Source organism: Streptomyces sp. NPDC006739 (assembly GCF_042869815.1).
Classification (GTDB): Bacteria; Actinomycetota; Actinomycetes; order Streptomycetales; family Streptomycetaceae; genus Streptomyces.
Genome location: NZ_JBIAGM010000011.1, coordinates 225986 through 243547, shown reverse-complemented (window position 1 = coordinate 243547; position 17562 = coordinate 225986). Strand labels below are relative to the sequence as shown.

Genomic DNA, 17562 nt, shown 5'->3' with positions numbered 1-17562 from the left:
GTGGCCGGCGACAAGCAGCAGGCGGAGACGAACGTGCCCGCCGAGGCACGGGAGAAGCACCGGCAGCTCGCTGAGCAGATCGAGGAGCACCGCTTCCGGTACTACGTGAAGGACGCTCCCGTCATCAGCGACGCGGAGTTCGACACCCTCCTGCGCACCCTGGAGGCGCTGGAGGAGGAGCATCCCGAACTGCGCACGCCCGACTCACCGACCCAGAAGGTCGCCGGGGCGTACCAGACGGACTTCACATCGGTCGAGCACCGCCGGCGCATGCTCTCCCTCGACAACACCTTCAACGACGACGACCTGGCGACCTGGGTCGACCGCATCGCCCGTGAACTCGGCGAGCAGGCGTACCACTTCCTGTGCGAGCTGAAGGTCGACGGCCTCGCGGTCAACCTCACCTACGAGCACGGCCGCCTCACCCGCGCGGCGACCCGCGGTGACGGCCGCACCGGCGAGGACATCACCCCCAACGTCCGTACGATCGCGGAGATCCCGGACCGGCTGACGGGCGACCGGGTCCCGGACCTCGTGGAGATCCGCGGCGAGGTCTACTTCCCGATGGCGAAGTTCGCGGAACTCAACGAACGCCTGGTCGCGGCCGGTGACAAGCCCTTCGCCAACCCCCGCAACGCGGCGGCCGGTTCGCTGCGGCAGAAGGACCCCCGGGTCACCGCCACCCGCCCCCTGCACATGGTCGTCCACGGCATCGGCGCCCTCGAGGGGTACACGGGCATGACCCGGCTCTCCCAGGCCTACGACCTGCTCAAGACCTGGGGCCTGCCGACCTCCCCGCACAACCGGGTGGTCGACGGCCTCGACGGCGTACGGGAGTTCATCGCCCACTACGGCGAGCACCGCCACTCCGTGGAGCACGAGATCGACGGCGTGGTCGTCAAGCTGGACGAGATCCGCCTCCAGGGGCGCCTGGGCTCCACCGCGCGGGCACCGCGCTGGGCGATCGCGTACAAGTACGCGCCGGAGGAGGTCAACACCAAGCTGATCGACATCAAGGTGGGCGTCGGCCGTACCGGCCGGGTCACGCCGTACGCCCAGGTCGAGCCGGTCACGGTGGCGGGCAGCGAGGTCGAGTTCGCCACCCTGCACAACCAGGAAGTGGTCAAGGCCAAGGGCGTTCTCATCGGGGACACCGTGGTGCTCCGCAAGGCCGGTGACGTCATCCCGGAGATCCTCGGCCCGGTCGTCGACCTGCGCGACGGCAGCGAGCGCGAGTTCGTCATGCCGACCGAGTGCCCGGAGTGCGGGACCCCGCTGCGGCCCATGAAGGCGGGCGACATCGACCTCCGCTGCCCCAACGCCCGTACCTGCCCGGCCCAGTTGCGCGAGCGCGTCTCCTACCTCGCCGGCCGTGAATGCCTGGACATCGAGCACTTCGGCGAGGTGGCGGCGGCGGCCCTGACCCGCCCGCTGGAGCCGGCCGACCCGCCGCTGGCCGACGAGGGCGACCTGTTCGACCTCACGGTGGAGAAACTGCTGCCCATCAAGGCGTACGTCCTGGACTCGGCCAGCGGCCTGCCCAAGCGCGACCCCAAGACGGGCGAGAAGAAGGTCGTCACGGTCTTCGCCAACCAGAAGGGCGAGCCGAAGAAGAACACCCTCGCGCTGCTGGAGAACATCGAGGCGGCCAAGACCCGGCCGCTGGCCCGGTTCCTCAACGGGCTGTCGATCCGCCATGTCGGGCCGGTGGCGGCCCAGGCCCTGGCCCGGGAGTTCCGCTCCCTCGACCGGATCGAACAGGCCACCGAGCAGGAGCTGGCGAACACCGACGGCGTCGGCGGGATCATCGCCGCCGCGCTCAAGGAGTGGTTCGCCGAGGACTGGCACCGCGAGATCGTCCGCAAGTGGAAGGCGGCCGGCGTCCCGCTGGAGGACGAGACCTCCGGCGAGGAGGAGGGGCCCCGTCCGCTGGAAGGGCTTACCGTCGTCGTCACCGGCACGCTGGAGCACTTCACCCGCGACGGCGCCAAGGAGGCGCTGCAGAGCCGCGGAGCGAAGGTGACCGGTTCGGTTTCGAAGAAGACGTCTTTCGTCGTCGTAGGTGACAACCCCGGATCGAAATACGACAAGGCGATGCAACTCAAAGTGCCGGTTCTGAACGAGGAGGGTTTCGGGGTCCTGTTGGAGCAGGGACCCGAGGCGGCGGCGGAAGTCGCGCTTCCGACCGGGGAGTAGCGGTTGAAGGCCACCCGATCGGCGCATATCAGATGCATACGGGTGGCGAGGGCGCATTCGGGCAACCGTATGCGACCGCTGCCCGTGGAAGCCTTCTGCGGCCTACTGTTGAGGTGTGCGCCTGCCCTGGCGTGGGCACCGCCGGCTGTGAGAGGGACGGGAATGGAACCGACCGAGAGCGCCGCCCCGGACTCGCGGCTGCGCCTGCGCCGCCGTCCGGGCGCCTGGCGGGGGAGCAGGTGGGCGGCGCGGGCCGGCCGGCGCACCGGCGCGCTGCTGCGCCCGGACGGATTGGCCGCCGTGGCCGACGCGCACACCCCCGTACCGCCGGCCGTCGAAAGCGCTGCCGGGCTGCCCGGCGCCGAACCCGAACGGCACCCGTCCCGGCCGGCGCTGCCCGCCGCCGTCGCGGCAGCCGCGGGATTCGTGCTGGGCGCCGGTTTCTACCGCGCCTTCACCTACGGCCACGCGCTCTTCCCGAGCGGCACGGCCGGCTGGTCGCTGGCCGTGCTCGCCGGCGTCATCGTCGGCCACCTGGTGATGCTCGGCCACGCCCGCTGGTGGGGCGGGACCGGCTCGGGCGCCGCACTCACCCTCGCCGTCCTGCTGCTGTACGGCTGGGTGCCCGCGGGGATGGTGAGCCTCACGGTCGTCGTCCTGGTCGGCATGGCCAGACGCAACCGCTGGCGCCAGGGCCTGCTGCACGGGGCGGTGGACATCCTCGGCATCGGTGCCGGGGCCCTGGTGCTCGGTGCCTTCGGGCGCGTACCGACCGTCGAGTCGCCCTGGCGGCCCGCCAGTTGGACCTTCGCCACCGCGCCCGAGGTGGTGCTGGTCGCGTTCGCCTACCTCGCGGTCACCCGCGGTCTGCTGTGGTACCTGCACGCCCCGCGCGGCGGCGGGCTGCCCACCGTCGCCCGCACCGCCCTGCTCAGGCAGGGCCTGGTCGCGGTCGCGCTGCTCGGCATCGCCCCGCTGGTGTGCGTCGTCGCCGTCGCCCAGCCGATCCTGCTGCCGCTGTTCGCCGTCCCCCTGATAGCCCTCGACTCCACGCTGTGGATGGCCCGGGCCCGGGCGGAGGAGCAGCTGCGCGACCCGCTGACCGGGCTGCCCAACCGGCAGTGGCTGCTGGAGCGGATCTGGACCGCCCTGGACGACGCCGAGCGCATCGGCGCGCGGGCCGCGCTGATGCTGATCGACCTCGACCGTTTCCGCTCGGTGAACGACACGCTCGGTCATCTGGCCGGTGACCGGCTGCTGTTGCAGATAGCGGACCGGCTGCGGGTGGCGCTGCCGCGTGGCGCGGAGGCCGCGCGTCTGGGCGGGGACGAGTTCGCCGTGTTATTGCCGGTCGCCGACTCCACGACGTCGGCGACCCGGGTCGCCCGCGGCCTCGTCACCGCGCTCAGTTCCCCGCTCGACCTCGACGGGCTCACCCTCGTCCTGGAGGCCAGCGCCGGGGTCGCCGTCTTCCCCGACCACGCCCTCGACGCCGAGGGGCTGCTGCGGCGCGCGGACGTGGCGATGTACCAGGCGAAGCGGGACCGTACGGGCGTCGAGGTCTACGAGTCCAAGCGGGACTCCAACACCCCCGACCGGCTGGGCCTGCTGGGCGATCTGCGCCGGGCGCTGGACGCCCACGAGGTGCAGCTGCACTACCAGCCGAAGGTCCGGTTCGACGGGCAGGTGGCCGGCCTCGAGGCGCTGGTGCGGTGGGTGCATCCCGAGCGCGGGAAGGTGCCGCCGGACGAGTTCATAGCGATCGCCGAGTCCTCCGGGCTGATGCCCCATCTGACGGAGTACGTGCTGGACACCGCGCTCGCGCAGGTCGCGCGGTGGCGGGCGCAGGGGCTCAGGGTGCCGGTGGCCGTCAACGTCTCCCCGCGCGATGTCCACACCCCCGGTTTCGCGGGGTCCGTCGCCGCCAGGCTGGCCCGGCACGGGGTCCCCGCGGGAGCGCTCCAGCTGGAGATAACGGAACACGTCCTGCTGGAGGACCCGCAGCGGGCCGCGGACACCCTGGCGGGGCTGACCGGGCACGGCGTGAAGATGTCCCTGGACGACTTCGGCACGGGGTACTCCTCGCTGGTCCATCTGCGGCGCCTGCCGGTCAGCGAGCTGAAGATCGACCGGTCGTTCGTGGCGCGGCTGGCGGTGGACACCGAGGACGCGGAGATCGTGCGCTGCACCGTCGACCTGGCGCACTCCCTCGGCCTGCTCGTCGTCGCGGAGGGCGTCGAGGACGACGAGACCTGGGAACGCCTGCGCGATCTCGGCTGCGACGCGGTGCAGGGCTGGCTGGTCGCCGCGGCGATGCCCCCCGAGGAGGCGACGGCGTGGCTGCTGGCCCGGGGCTCACGCGGCTGGCAGCGCCCCCGAGCGGCCCTGCCGGCCGCCGCGACCGACGAGTGACGCCTGACGCCTGACGCCTGAGCCGGCCTTCCAGCCCGGGGCCGCTCGGGCGGGCCGCCCCGCCCGCCCCCGCCTCTCAGCCCGTCCCGCTTCTCAGCCCGTGCCGCTTCTCAGCCCGTGCCGCTTCTCAGCCCGTGCCGCTTCTCAGCCCGTGCCGCTTCTCAGCCCGTGCCGCCTCTCAGCCCGTCCCGCCCCGAAGTGCTCCGCCAGCAGGGTCAGCCGTTCGGCGTGGGTCTGTGGCTGCCGGGAGGCGGCCGCTGCGGGTCAGGGTGGCCAGGCCGTGCAGGGCCGCCCAGTAGGCTTCCGTCAGGATGCCCGGGTCGTCACCCCCGGACGCGGTCGGCACGACCGCCTGCAGCAGTTCGCCGAACGCCTCCTGCAGCGCCGCCGGCGCCTCCGCCGTGGCGAACGGCAGGTCCACGGTGTGCATGAACATGGCGTCGTAGAGGGCGGACCGGCACCGCGCCAAGGACGTGTACGCCTTGCCGGCAACGCTAGTGCCGCGGCAGGCGACGTTCGCCCCGTCGCGACGCCCGGCACGCGCCCCCACCCTCGAACCGGCTTCGCCGCCTCGGGCGGGGGGACCCCCTTCGCCGCGCCGGCCGAAAGTCCAAGTACGTCCAGTACGAGGACTTCCGGCCGGCACTCCCCCAGCCTCCGGCCGGGGGGACCCCCAGAGCACGCACCGGACGCCGCTCCTTGACGGGCAAACGTTGCCTGCCGCGGCACTGGATCTCCTGTCGATGCTCTGCTGGTTCCGCTACGGCGTCCCCGCCCGGCCCGACGGCGACGCCGGCGCCTGCCTCACGATCAAGGGCCTGCGGGACGGACGGCGCCTTCGGCCTGGTGGGCCGCGCGCCGCTGGTCGCCGGGCCGCGCGCGGAGGCCCTGTTCCTGCTCGGCGTCTGCTCTTCCGCGGCCGACGCGGCCGACGCGTCCGACCCCTCAGACCCGTCGGTGGCGGCGCCGGTGGGCAAACCGTTTCACGGGCACCGGGCGCCGACCCATAGGATTGGGCCAGTCGCACACCACCCACACTCACCCCAGAGGATCGCTGCATGCCTGGCATCACGCGCGAGGAGGTCGCCCACCTCGCCCGGCTGGCGCGTCTGGAGCTGAAGCCCGAAGAACTCGACCACTTCGCCGGCCAGCTGGACGACATCATCGGCGCGGTCGCCCGCGTCAGCGAGGTCGCCGACCAAGACGTACCGCCGACCTCGCACCCGCTCCCGCTGACGAACGTCATGCGCGCGGACGAGGTCCGTCCCTCGCTCACCCCCGAGCAGGCGCTCTCCGGCGCCCCGGCCCAGGAGCAGCAGCGTTTCAAGGTGCCGCAGATCCTGGGGGAGGACTAACCGCCATGACGGACCACGCCACCATCATCAAGCTCACCGCCGCCGAGACCGCCGCGAGGATCGCCTCCGGCGAACTCACGGCCGTCGAGGTCACCGAGGCCCACCTCGCCCGCATCGAGGCGGTCGACGAGAAGGTGCACGCCTTCCTGCACGTCGACCGAGAGGGCGCCCTCGCGCAGGCCCGTGCCGTCGACGAGAAGCGCGCCAAGGGGGAGAAGCTCGGCCCGCTGGCGGGCGTCCCCCTCGCCCTCAAGGACATCTTCACCACCGAGGGCGTTCCGACGACCGTCGGTTCGAAGATCCTCGAGGGCTGGATCCCGCCGTACGACGCGACGCTCACCAAGCGCCTGAAGGCCGCCGACATCGTCATCCTCGGCAAGACCAACATGGACGAGTTCGCCATGGGGTCCTCCACCGAGAACAGCGCGTACGGGCCGACCGGCAACCCCTGGGACCTCACCAAGATCCCCGGCGGCTCCGGCGGCGGCTCGTCCGCCGCGCTCGCCTCCTTCCAGGCGCCCCTCGCCATCGGCACCGACACCGGCGGCTCCATCCGCCAGCCGGCCGCCGTCACCGGCACGGTCGGCGTCAAGCCGACGTACGGTGCCGTGTCCCGCTACGGCATGGTGGCGTTCAGCAGCAGCCTCGACCAGGGCGGACCCTGCGCCCGTACGGTCCTGGACGCGGCCCTCCTGCACGAGGTCATCGCCGGCCACGACCCGCTGGACTCCACCTCCATCGACACGCCCGTCCCGCCGGTCGTCGAGGCCGCCCGCAACGGCAGCGTCGAGGGCATGCGCGTCGGCGTCGTCAAGCAGTTCCGCGGCGAGCACTACCAGGCCGGCGTCATCCAGCGCTTCGACGAGTCGGTCGCCCTCCTCAAGGAGCTGGGCGCCGAGATCGTCGAGCTGGACTGCCCGTCCTTCGACCTCGCCCTGTCGGCGTACTACCTGATCGCGCCCTCCGAGTGCTCGTCCAACCTCGCCCGCTTCGACGGCCTGCGCTACGGCCTGCGCAGCGGCGACGACGGCTCGCACTCCGCCGAGGAGGTCACCTCCCTCACCCGTGCGGAGGGCTTCGGCCCCGAGGTCAAGCGCCGCATCATGCTCGGCACCTACGCCCTGTCGAGCGGCTACTACGACGCCTACTACGGCTCCGCCCAGAAGGTCCGCACGCTCATCACGCGCGACTTCGAGAAGGCCTTCGAACAGGTGGACGTGATCGTGTCGCCCACGACCCCGACCACCGCCTTCGCGATCGGCGAGCGCGCCGACGACCCGATGGCGATGTACCTGGCCGACCTGTGCACCATCCCGACGAACCTGGCGGGCAACGCGGCCATGTCACTGCCCTGCGGTCTCAGCCCGGAGGACAACCTCCCGGTCGGCCTGCAGATCATCGCCCCGGCGCTGAAGGACGACCGTCTGTACAAGGTCGGCGCCGCCGTCGAGGCCGCCTTCGTGCAAAAGTGGGGGCACCCGCTGCTGGAGGAGGCTCCGTCGCTGTGAGCAAGGCACTGTCCAAGGCCAAGGGCTTCAAGAAGTCCAAGTCCGGTACGTACCTGTCGATGGCCACCACCGCGTTCGGCGCGGTCAGTGTCGTCAAGCAGATCAAGAAGGCACGGCTGGAGAACGACACGCTGCGCCTGATCGACGCCACCGTGTCCGCCGCCGCCATCGTCACCGGCCTCGCCATCCTCTACCGCGAGCTGAAGCGGCTGGGCGACGACGACGTCCTGCTGGGCTGAGAGGGAAGTTTCACCGTGACCACCACGACCGACCTGGTGTCGTACGAGGACGCGCTGGCGTCGTACGACCCCGTCATGGGCCTCGAGGTCCATGTCGAACTCGGCACCAAGACCAAGATGTTCTGCGGCTGTTCGACCGAACTCGGTCAGGACGCCAACACGCAGACCTGCCCCACCTGCCTCGGCCTGCCCGGCTCGCTCCCGGTCGTCAACGCGACCGGCGTCGAGTCCGCGATCAAGATCGGTCTCGCGCTGAACTGCGAGATCGCCGAGTGGTGCCGCTTCGCCCGGAAGAACTACTTCTATCCGGACATGCCGAAGAACTTCCAGACCTCCCAGTACGACGAGCCGATCGCCTTCGACGGCTACCTCGACGTACAGCTGGAGGACGGGGAGACCTTCCGCGTCCAGATCGAGCGCGCCCACATGGAGGAGGACACCGGCAAGTCCACCCACGTGGGCGGCGCGACCGGCCGTATCCACGGCGCGTCGCACTCCCTGCTGGACTACAACCGCGCCGGCATCCCGCTCATCGAGATCGTCACCAAGCCGATCGAGGGCGCGGGCGAGCGCGCTCCCGAGGTCGCCCGGGCGTACGTCCGTGAGCTGCGCGAGCTGATCAAGGCGCTCGGGGTCTCCGAGGCCCGTATGGAGATGGGCCAGATGCGCTGCGACGTGAACCTGTCGCTGCGCCCCCACGGCACCGAGAAGTTCGGCACGCGTTCCGAGACGAAGAACGTCAACTCGCTGCGGTCCGTGGAGCGTGCGGCCCGTTTCGAGATCCAGCGGCACGCGGCCGTGCTGTCGTCCGGCGGCACGATCATCCAGGAGACCCGGCACTTCCACGAGGACACCGGGTCCACCACCTCGGGCCGGGTGAAGGAGGAGGCCGAGGACTACCGGTACTTCCCCGAGCCGGACCTGGTGCCGGTGGCCCCCTCGCGCGAGTGGGTCGAGGAGATCCGCGCGGCCCTGCCCGAGCTGCCGCTGGCCCGCCGTACCCGGCTGCTGGCCGAGTGGGGCATCTCCGCCACCGACATGCAGGCGATCCTCAACGCCGGCGCGCTGGAGCCGATCGTCGCCACGATCGACGCCGGTGCCGACGCGGCCTCCGCCCGCAAGTGGTGGATGGGCGAACTGGCTCGCACCGCCAACGAGTCGGGCACCTCGCTCGACGAGCTGGCGATCACCCCGGCGCAGGTCGCCCGGGTCACCGAGCTGGTCTCGAAGGGTGACCTGAACGACAAGCTGGCCCGCCAGGTCATCGAGGGCGTCCTCGCGGGCGAGGGCACCCCGGACGAGGTCGTCGAGAAGCGCGGTCTGAAGGTCGTCTCCGACGACTCCGCGCTGGGTACGGCGGTCGACGAGGCCATCGCCGGCAACCCGGGCGTCGCGGACAAGATCCGCGGCGGCAAGGTGGCGGCGGCCGGCGCCCTGGTCGGCGCCGTCATGAAGGCGACCCGCGGCCAGGCCGACGCGGCCCGCGTCAAGGAGCTGATCCTGGAGAGGCTCGGCGTCAGCGAGGGCTGAGGCCCACCCGCGCCCCCGGGGGGATGCACCGGTCCACGGTGCATCCCCCCACGCGTGCCGCGCCGTGCCCGGTGACAGAGTTCCCCGAACTGTCCTGTGACGTGCCTCGCACTCTGCCGGACAAGCGCGGTAACGGGGTAAACGATCACTTTCGCCTGCGAGAGTGTCCTGCGATTGCTCATGCGTTCTTTGCGGGCTGTTCACTCCATGGACGATGATTCCCGGCCAAAGATCCACACATCATCCCTGGGAGCACGACCGTGGCAGCCCTCGCCCGTTGGTGTGTCCGGCACCGTCTGGTAGCCGTCCTGCTGTGGCTCCTCGCCTTCGGCGGGGCCACCGCCGCCGCCACGCTGGCCGGTTCGGCGTACTCCGACGACTACGAGGTCCCCGGCACCGAGTCGGGCCGCGCCACCGAACTGCTGCGCGAGGGCTTCCCCGGCCTCGGCGGCGACAGTGACACCGTCGTCTGGCACACCACCTCCGGCACCGTCCGGGCGGCCGACGTCGAACAGACGATGAACCGCGCCCTCGACCGGATCGCCGACCTGCCCGGGGTGGCCTCCGTGAGCGGCCCGTACGGCGGCCAGGGCACCCACCGCATCAGCGCCGACGGCCATACCGCCTACGCCACCGTCACCTTCGAGGAACAGGCCCGGAACATCGGGAAGTCCGAGGCGGAGGCCGTCGTACGCACCGCCCGGGCCGCCGCCGGCGACGGACTCCAAGTGGAGCTGGGCGGCAGCGCGGTCGCGCTCACCCGGTCGAGCGGCGGACACCTCGCCGAGGTGGTCGGCGTGCTCGTCGCCGCCCTCGTGCTGTTCCTCGCCTTCGGCTCGCTCGCCGCCTCCCTGCTGCCGATCGCCACCGCGCTGATCGGCGTGGGCACCGCCTACGCCGCGGTCGTGCTGCTCGGACACGCCATGGTGGTGGCCGACTTCGCCCCCATGCTCGGCACGCTGATCGGTCTGGGGGTGGGCATCGACTACGCGCTGTTCATCGTGACCAGACACCGGCGCGGACTGAAACGCGGACTGAGCGTCACCGAGGCCGCCACCGACGCCGTCGCCACCACGGGACGCGCGGTCGTCTTCGCGGGTGCCACCGTCTGCATCGCCCTCCTGGGCATGCTGGTCCTGCGCCTGAGCTTCCTCAACGGCGTCGCCGTCGCCGCCTCGACGACGGTCGTCCTCACCGTCGCCGCCTCCGTCACCCTGCTGCCCGCCCTGCTGGCCTTCATCGGGCCGCGCTCCCTCAGCCGCCGCGAACGGCGCCGGCTGGCCGAGCACGGCCCGCAGCCCGAACTGCCCACCGGCCTCGCCGCCCGCTGGTCCGCGTTCGTCGAGCACCACCCCAAGCTGCTCGGCTCGCTGGCCGTCGCCGTCATCGCGGCCCTCGCACTGCCCACCCTCTCCCTCCACCTCGGCACCTCCGACCAGGGCAACGACCCCCGGTCGTCCACCACCCGGCAGGCCTACGACCTCCTCGCCGAGGGCTTCGGGCCCGGCGTCAACGGCCCCCTGACGCTGGTGACCCGGGTGGAGAGCGCCGAGGACAGGCTGAAGCTGGACAGCCTCGACACCACCCTGCGCCGGACCCCCGGCGTCGCGTCGGTCACCCCGGTCGTCTACGACACCGGCGGCGACACCGCGTACCTCACCGTCGTCCCCGACTCGGCGCCCCAGTCACAGCGCACCAGCGACCTGGTGGACCGGCTGCGCACCGACGTCCTCCCGCGCGCGCGGACGGGCACCTCGCTCGACCTGCTGGTGGGCGGGGTCACCGCCGGCTACGACGACTTCGCCGACGTCATCATCGGCAAACTGCCGCTGTTCATCGGCGTCGTCATCGGGCTCGGCTGCCTGCTGCTGCTGGTCGCCTTCCGGTCCCTCGGCATTCCGCTGAAGGCCGCCGTGATGAACGTCGCCGCCGTCGCCGCCGCCTTCGGGATCGTCGTCGCCGTCTTCCAGTGGGGCTGGGGGAGCGAGCTGCTGGGACTCGGGCGCGCGGGACCCATCGAACCCTTCCTTCCCGTGATCATGGTGTCGGTCCTGTTCGGACTCTCCATGGACTACCAGGTCTTCCTGGTCAGCCGGATGTACGAGGAGTGGCTGGAGACCGGCGACAACCGGCGGGCGGTACGCGTCGGGCTCGCCGAGACCAGCCGGGTGATCAACTCGGCGGCGGTCATCATGATCTCGGTCTTCCTCGCCTTCGTACTCAGCGGCGACCGTGTCATCGCCATGTTCGGCATCGCCCTGGCCTCCGCCGTCGCCGTCGACGCCTTCGTGCTGCGCACGCTTCTCGTGCCGGCCCTGATGCATCTGCTGGGCGCGGCCAACTGGTGGCTGCCGGCCTGGCTGGAGCGCCGTCTGCCGCGCATCAGCATCGAGCCGCCGGAATGCCGCGCCGCCCATGAGAGGCTCGGTCGGGTCGTGGCGGAACTGGAGAAGGAGCAGCGACACGATGTACGCGACATCCCTGGGTGACGGCGCCGAACTGCGGCCCCTGGAGACCTGGCACGCCGGGGAACTCCTCGCCAACATCGACCGGGGACGGGAGTTCATCGGCCGGCACATCGGCCTGCCGGACGTGGTGCCGGACCTGGAGTCGGCCCGCGCCTACCTCCGGTCGTACGCCGACAAGCGGGCCGCCGACGCCGGCAGCCTGCACGGGGTGTGGCTGGAGGGGAGGCTGGCCGGCGGTCTGCTCTTCCGTGTCTGGGACACCGCCGCCGGGGTCTGCGAGGCGGGCTGCTGGCTGGAGCCGGCGGCGGCCGGGCGCGGTCTCGTCACGCGCGGCATGCGGACGCTGCTGGACTGGGCCTTCGACGAGCGCCGTATGCACCGTGCGGAGTGGCATGTGGCGTCGGCCAACGAGCCCAGCATCAACGTGGCCCGGCGGCTCGGCATGACCCGTGAGGGCGTGCTCAGGGAGCACTACCTCTACCGGGGTGTGCGCACGGACACCGAGATCTGGTCCGTGCTCGCCCCCGAATGGCGGCAGGCACGCGCGCGTGCCGTCCGCGACGGTCATTGATTCCGATCATTAAGAGACCTCTCATACAGCGTCCGTACGGTGCGGGGCATGGCAACGAAGACAGCGGCCGAGAACGCCGTGACCGGCGAAGCACAGACCGGCGATGCGAAGGACGAAGCGGTGCGGGACGGAGCGGTGAAGGACGGGGCGGAGCAGCACCGGGAGGTGGCGGCGCAGGTCACCGGGGACGGGGAGCCGGCCGATGCGGTCCCGGACGACGACGGGGCGGCCCTCGCCGAGACCGAGCAGGAGGGCCCCTCCGGCATCGGACAGGGTGCCGGGGCCGTCGTCTCCGCCGCGCTGGGCCTCGTCTCGCTCACCGGCGGCTGGATCGGCACGGTGGCCTCCGCCCGCGAGACCCTCGTGGGCCAGCTGCGGACCTCGTCGAGCGCGAGCGTCGCCAAGCAGGTCAAGGCGGTGTACGGCGACGCCTGGCACGCCACCGCCCTGTGGGCCGGCCTGTTCGCGCTGGCCGCCCTGGTCACCGGTGTCGTCGTCCTCGCCCGGCCCGCGTTCGGCGCCCCCGGCAGGCCGCAGGCGGCCTGGATCAAGTCGGTCGCCTGGGCGGGCGTCTCGCTCGGTGTCATCGGCCTGATCCTGGCCGTCCTCAAGTACTCCGACGCGCTGCTCGCACTGCCCTCGACCGGCTGAATCCGCGCAGCTCACCAGGGGCCTCAGGGCGTCCGTAAGCACCTTACGGACGCCCTGAGGCCCCTTAGGCGTGTCCGGGCCCGGGCACGCGCCCGAAGATGCGGAACTCTCCCGATGTGGCGGACCCCGCTGGGAGACGAAGGTGGAGGCATCGCGGACCTCACGGAAAGCGAAGCCAGACCCGAAGTCGACCTCCGAAGCCCGAAACCACTCTTCTCAGGGGACCCACCATGTTCGAGCTCGAACTCCACCAGCTCCGTGCCGCCGAACTGCGCCGCCAGGCCGACGGCGAGCGCCTCGCCCGCGAGGCCGTACGCTCCCTCCGCGCCGCCCGCCGTGCCGCCCGCGGCGAGGAGGAGGCCCGGCACACCGCCGGCACCGAGGCCCATACCGACCGCCCGCGCCGCCACCGACACCCTCACACCGCGTGAGTACGACGAACACACCGGGCCTGTGGAAAACCGCTGCCCCGCCGTACGACCCGCGTGCGATGCTCGGGCCCGTGGAGACCAGGTCCGTCAGTCCCGTGTTCGTCGGCCGCGGCGACGAGTTGGACACGCTGAACGACGCGCTCGCCCGTGCCGGTGCGGGCCAGCCGCAGGCGCTGCTGCTCGGCGGGGAGGCCGGGGTCGGCAAGACCCGCCTCGTCGAGGAGTTCACCACGGCCGCCGGCCGCCGGGGCGCCGTCGTCGCCCTGGGCGGCTGCGTGGAGATCGGCGCCGACGGTCTGCCCTTCGCCCCCTTCTCCACCGTCCTGCGCACCCTGCGCACGGCGCTGCCCGAGGAACTCGCCGCCGCGGCCGCGGGACAGGAGGAGGAACTGGCCCGGCTGCTGCCGGAGCTGGGCGAGGCCCCCTCGGGCCGCCACGACGAACAGGGCATGGCCCGCCTCTTCGAACTCACCGCCCGGCTGCTGGAACGGGTCGCCACCGACCGCACGGTCGTCGTCGCCCTGGAGGACCTGCACTGGGCCGACGCCTCCACCCGCCACCTGCTCGCCTACCTCGTGCGCACCCTGCGCACCGGCCGGCTCGTCGTCCTGGCCACCTACCGCTGCGACGACATCCACCGCCGCCACCCCCTGCGCCCCCTGCTCGCCGAACTCGACCGGCTGCGCACCGTCCGCCGTCTCGAACTGGCCCGCTTCACCCGCGCGGAGGTGGGCCGTCAGATCGCCGGCATCCTCGCCGCCGAACCCGACCCCGCCCAGGTCGACGAGATCTACGAACGCTCCGACGGAAACGCGTTCTTCGTCGAGGAACTCGCCGTCGCCGCCCGCGAGGGCTGCCGCACCGGTCTCACCGACTCCCTGCGCGACCTGCTGCTGGTGCGGGTGGAGGCGCTGCCCGAGAGCGCCCAGCGGGTCGCCCGGATCGTCGCCGAGGGCGGCTCCACCGTCGAGTACCGGCTCATCGCCGCCGTCGCCCGGCTCACCGAGGACGACCTCATCGAAGCGCTGCGGGCCGCCGTGGGCGCCAACATCCTCGCCGCCGCACCCGAGCGCGACGGCTACCGCTTCCGGCACTCCCTGGTCCGCGAGGCCGTCGCCGACGACCTGCTGCCCGGCGAACGCTCCCGCCTCAACCGCCGCTACGCCGAGGCCCTGCGAGCGGACCCCACGCTGGTCCCCGCCGACGAGCGCGTCATGCGCCTGGCCAGCTACTGGTACCACGCCCACGACGCCGCCCAGGCCCTGCCCGCCGTCCTGGACGCCTCCGTGGTGGCCCGCCGCCGGCACGCCTACAGCGAGCAGCTAAGGCTGCTGGAGCGGGCGATGGAACTGTGGGACACCGCCCCCGCCGAGGTCCGGGCCGCCCTGCGCCCCGTCGACCACACCGAGGTCTACCCTCCCTGCGGCTGCGCGCCCCAGACCACCCCGCTGCACTACCTCGACCTGATGGCGGAAGCCGCCGTCGCGGGCCGCTTCTGCGGCGAACGCGAACGCGCACTGAAGATCACCAAGCGGGCGCTGCACCTCCTGGAGGAGGACCCCGACCCGCTGCGCGCCGCCTGGTTCTGGGTACAGCGCTCCCGGCTGGTCCAGGCCCAGGCCCGCGGCGACGGCTGGAAGGAACTGGGCACCGCGCAGGACCTGGTGCGCGGGCTGCCGCCGTCCGCGGTGCACGCCGAGGTGCTGGCCACCGTCGCCAACTGGTCCATGCTGCACGAGCCCGGACCGGACGCCTTCGCCGCCGCCGAACGGGCCGTGCAGTACGCGCGGATGGTGGGCGCCCGCGAGATCGAACTGAACGCGCGCCTCACCCTCGGCGGCCTCGTGGTCGAAACCGGCGACGTGGAGACCGGGCTGGCGCAGATGCGCCAGGTCAAGGACGACGCGCTCCGGGAGGGCGTGGCACCCGTCGCCGGCCGCGCCTATGTGAACCTGCCGGCCGCCCTGCAGTCGGTGGGCCGGTCCCGGGAGGCCGTGCCGCTCATGCGCGAGGGGATCACCTTCACCCGACGGTTCGGGCTGCTGGACACCGAGGCGTGGGTGTGGAGCAACCTCGCCGAGTCGCTGTACACGCTCGGCCGGTGGACGGAGGCGGGCGAGGCGGCGGCGCAGGCACGGCGGGTGGGGTCCAGCGGCAAGCCGCAGGGGGCGGGCGCCCTGCGGCTTGCCCATCTCGCGCTCGCCCGGGGCGACTTCGCCGAGGCCGGCCGCCACCTGGCCACCGCCCGCGCCCGCTACGGCACCCACGACCCGATGCCCCAGCAGTGGCTGCCGGTCGCCCGCGTCGCCATCGGGGTCGCCGCCGGGGAGGGCCGGATCCTCGACGTCCGAGCCGAACTGCGCACCGCCCTGGACGCCGGCTTCCCGCCCGGCACCCACCGCTACGCCTGGCCGCTGCTGCTGGCCGCCGCCACAGCCGAGGGCGACGCCCGCGCCCTCCCCGCCGCCATGGAGGGCCGCGCCGAAGCCGTCGAACGCCTCCTCGGAGCCGTCAAGAAGCTCACCACCGGTGTCCCCGTCTGGCGCGCCCACGAGCAGTGGGTCCGCGCCGAACTGCACCGCGCGGAGGGCCGGGACACCGCCGACACCTGGTCGCAGGTGGTCACCGCCTTCGAGTGCCTCGACCGCCCCTACGACCTCGCCCGGGTCCGCCACCGCCTCGCCCAGGCACTCCTGGCGGCCGGCGGCGAGGACGACCGCGACCGCGCCACGGAACTGCTCCGGCTCGCCGGGGCCGTAGCCGGCCACCTCGGCGCCCGCCCGCTCGCCGACTCCGTCGCCCGCCTCGCCCAGCGCGCCCGCCTGCCCCTGACCCGCGCCCCCGGACAGGCACTCACCCGCGCCGACGCCCTGGGCCTCACCAGCCGCGAGCACGACGTCCTGCGCCTGGTGTCGGCCGGCCGTACCAACCGCCAGATAGCCGAGGAACTCTTCATCTCCCCGAAGACCGCGAGCGTGCACGTCTCCAACATCCTGGCCAAGCTCGGTGTCTCGGGGCGGGGGGAGGCGGCGGCGGTGGCGCACCGGCTGGAGCTGTTTCCGCCGGCCAGGGCTACCTGACCGCCAGCTCCAGGATCCGGTCGTCCCCCTTCGTCGGGGAGCCCCTGCCGTCCGTGTTGCTCGTGACCAGCCAGACCTTGTCGTCGCCGGCCGCGACGACGGTGCGCAGGCGGCCGTACCGCCCGGTGAGGAAGGACTGGGGGGCCGCCGAGGCCCTGGTGCCGGCGAGGGGGACGCGCCACAGGCGCTCGCCCTTCAGGGCCGCCATCCAGATCACGCCGTGGACGTAGGCGATGCCGCTCGGGGAGGCCTCGTCGGTGGGCCACTGGGCGACCGGGTTGTGGAAGCGGGAGTCGGAGGAGGCGCCCTCGGCGACCGGCCACCCGTAGTTGTCGCCGGGCTCGATCGCGTTCAGCTCGTCCCAGGTGTCCTGGCCGAACTCCGAGGCGAACAGGCGCTGTTCGTCGTCCCAGGCCAGCCCCTGCACATTGCGGTGGCCGTAGGTGTAGACGGGGGAGCCGGGGAAGGGGTTGCCGGGAACCGGTGCGCCCTGCGGGGTCAGCCGCAGGATCTTGCCGCCCAGGGATCTCCTGTCCTGGGCGAGTCCCCGCCGGCCGCTCTCGCCCGTACCGGCGTAGAGCATGCCGTCCGGGCCGAACGCGATCCGGCCGCCGTTGTGGACGAACCCCTTGGGGATGCCCCTGAACACCGTGTGCGGGGCGCCCAGTTGCTCACCGGGCGGCTTCTTCGCGTCGTACCGCACGCGGACGACGCGGTTGTCCGAGGCGGAGGTGAGGTAGGCGTAGATCATGCGGTCCGAGGCGTAGCCGGGGGAGAGCGCGATGCCCAGCAGGCCGCCCTCGCCCGCCGGGGAGACCCCGGCGACGGCGCCCAGCTCGGTCTCGCGGCCCGTCTTCTCGTCGACCCGGGTGATCGTCGCGTCGTCCCGGGAGGAGACGAGCAGGCCGCCGCCCGGCAGCGGGGCCAGGCCCCACGGGGTCCGCAGGCCCTCGGCCACCGTGCGCAGCACCGTCACCGAACCCCTCGGGGGCGGCACGGACGCGGACGACCCGGCCGAGGAGGAGCAGCCGGCCGTCAGCAGAAGCGCGGCGGCGGCCAGCACGGCCGTCACAGCCCGACGTCGCACGAGTCGCTCCCTTCGAGGCGGCGATCCACCGGCG

General features: G+C 72.6%; 13 protein-coding genes. 11 read left to right on the top strand and 2 right to left on the bottom strand.

Annotation, left to right across the window (positions count from 1 at the left end; translation table 11 throughout):
* Both ligA and ACFYMM_RS23030 read left to right on the top strand, forming a co-directional pair.
* Window positions 1-2196, top strand: a complete 2196-nt coding sequence (gene ligA / locus ACFYMM_RS23035; protein WP_388389434.1) for an NAD-dependent DNA ligase LigA — start codon at window positions 1-3, stop codon at window positions 2194-2196.
* Window positions 2197-2358: 162 nt separating this feature from the next.
* Window positions 2359-4608 (top strand): putative bifunctional diguanylate cyclase/phosphodiesterase, encoded by a 2250-nt coding sequence (locus ACFYMM_RS23030; RefSeq protein ID WP_388389432.1) that lies wholly within the window; start codon window positions 2359-2361, stop codon window positions 4606-4608.
* Window positions 4609-4786: 178 nt separating this feature from the next.
* Here the strand turns inward: ACFYMM_RS23030 and ACFYMM_RS23025 are convergent, their stop codons facing one another.
* Window positions 4787-5077 carry a TetR-like C-terminal domain-containing protein gene (locus tag ACFYMM_RS23025; RefSeq protein WP_388389431.1) on the bottom strand — a complete coding sequence of 97 codons (291 nt, stop codon included), beginning with the start codon at window positions 5075-5077 and terminating at the stop codon, window positions 4787-4789.
* 589 nt (window positions 5078-5666) lie between these two features.
* Here ACFYMM_RS23025 and gatC point away from each other — a divergent pair.
* From gatC to ACFYMM_RS22980, 9 genes are all read left to right on the top strand, one after another.
* Window positions 5667-5963, top strand: a complete 297-nt coding sequence (gene gatC, locus ACFYMM_RS23020) for an Asp-tRNA(Asn)/Glu-tRNA(Gln) amidotransferase subunit GatC (RefSeq protein ID WP_018531282.1) — start codon at window positions 5667-5669, stop codon at window positions 5961-5963.
* Between the two features lie 5 nt (window positions 5964-5968).
* On the top strand, window positions 5969-7471 hold the full coding sequence (gatA, locus tag ACFYMM_RS23015; RefSeq protein WP_388389430.1) for an Asp-tRNA(Asn)/Glu-tRNA(Gln) amidotransferase subunit GatA: 1503 nt from the start codon (window positions 5969-5971) through the stop codon (window positions 7469-7471).
* Window positions 7468-7710, top strand: a complete 243-nt coding sequence (locus tag ACFYMM_RS23010) for a hypothetical protein (RefSeq protein WP_388389429.1) — start codon at window positions 7468-7470, stop codon at window positions 7708-7710. Before gatA ends, ACFYMM_RS23010 begins: the two co-directional genes overlap by 4 nt.
* Window positions 7711-7725: 15 nt before the next feature.
* A complete protein-coding gene (gene gatB, locus ACFYMM_RS23005) occupies window positions 7726-9240 on the top strand; it encodes an Asp-tRNA(Asn)/Glu-tRNA(Gln) amidotransferase subunit GatB (RefSeq protein ID WP_388389427.1) in 1515 nt (504 codons plus the stop codon).
* Between the two features lie 260 nt (window positions 9241-9500).
* Window positions 9501-11729 carry an MMPL family transporter gene (locus ACFYMM_RS23000; protein WP_388389426.1) on the top strand — a complete coding sequence of 743 codons (2229 nt, stop codon included), beginning with the start codon at window positions 9501-9503 and terminating at the stop codon, window positions 11727-11729.
* On the top strand, window positions 11707-12279 hold the full coding sequence (locus tag ACFYMM_RS22995; protein ID WP_388389425.1) for a GNAT family N-acetyltransferase: 573 nt from the start codon (window positions 11707-11709) through the stop codon (window positions 12277-12279). Before ACFYMM_RS23000 ends, ACFYMM_RS22995 begins: the two co-directional genes overlap by 23 nt.
* 48 nt (window positions 12280-12327) lie before the next feature.
* Window positions 12328-12930 (top strand): hypothetical protein, encoded by a 603-nt coding sequence (locus ACFYMM_RS22990; protein WP_388389424.1) that lies wholly within the window; start codon window positions 12328-12330, stop codon window positions 12928-12930.
* 230 nt (window positions 12931-13160) lie between these two features.
* Window positions 13161-13361: a hypothetical protein gene (locus ACFYMM_RS22985; protein WP_388389423.1), complete on the top strand. Its 201-nt coding sequence runs from the start codon at window positions 13161-13163 to the stop codon at window positions 13359-13361.
* Between the two features lie 59 nt (window positions 13362-13420).
* The gene (locus tag ACFYMM_RS22980) at window positions 13421-16441 is read left to right on the top strand and encodes an AAA family ATPase (RefSeq protein WP_388389568.1); all 3021 of its coding nucleotides are present in this window, start codon (window positions 13421-13423) and stop codon (window positions 16439-16441) included.
* On the opposite strand, the gene ACFYMM_RS22975 is transcribed toward ACFYMM_RS22980, so the two are convergent.
* Window positions 16434-17528: a PQQ-dependent sugar dehydrogenase gene (locus ACFYMM_RS22975; protein WP_388389422.1), complete on the bottom strand. Its 1095-nt coding sequence runs from the start codon at window positions 17526-17528 to the stop codon at window positions 16434-16436. The two genes, ACFYMM_RS22980 and ACFYMM_RS22975, sit on opposite strands and share 8 nt — an antisense overlap.
* Window positions 17529-17562 lie beyond the last annotated feature (34 nt).

Bases quoted from the DNA above. Each gene is read 5' to 3' on its own strand.
- ACFYMM_RS22990 (WP_388389424.1), top strand. From the start codon at position 12,328: ATGGCAACGAAGACAGCGGCCGAGAACGCCGTGACCGGCGAAGCACAG.
- ACFYMM_RS22980 (WP_388389568.1), top strand. From the start codon at position 13,421: ATGCTCGGGCCCGTGGAGACCAGGTCCGTCAGTCCCGTGTTCGTCGGC.
- gatA (WP_388389430.1), top strand. From the start codon at position 5,969: ATGACGGACCACGCCACCATCATCAAGCTCACCGCCGCCGAGACCGCC.
- ACFYMM_RS22995 (WP_388389425.1), top strand. From the start codon at position 11,707: ATGTACGCGACATCCCTGGGTGACGGCGCCGAACTGCGGCCCCTGGAG.
- ACFYMM_RS23030 (WP_388389432.1), top strand. From the start codon at position 2,359: ATGGAACCGACCGAGAGCGCCGCCCCGGACTCGCGGCTGCGCCTGCGC.
- gatC (WP_018531282.1), top strand. From the start codon at position 5,667: ATGCCTGGCATCACGCGCGAGGAGGTCGCCCACCTCGCCCGGCTGGCG.
- ACFYMM_RS22985 (WP_388389423.1), top strand. From the start codon at position 13,161: ATGTTCGAGCTCGAACTCCACCAGCTCCGTGCCGCCGAACTGCGCCGC.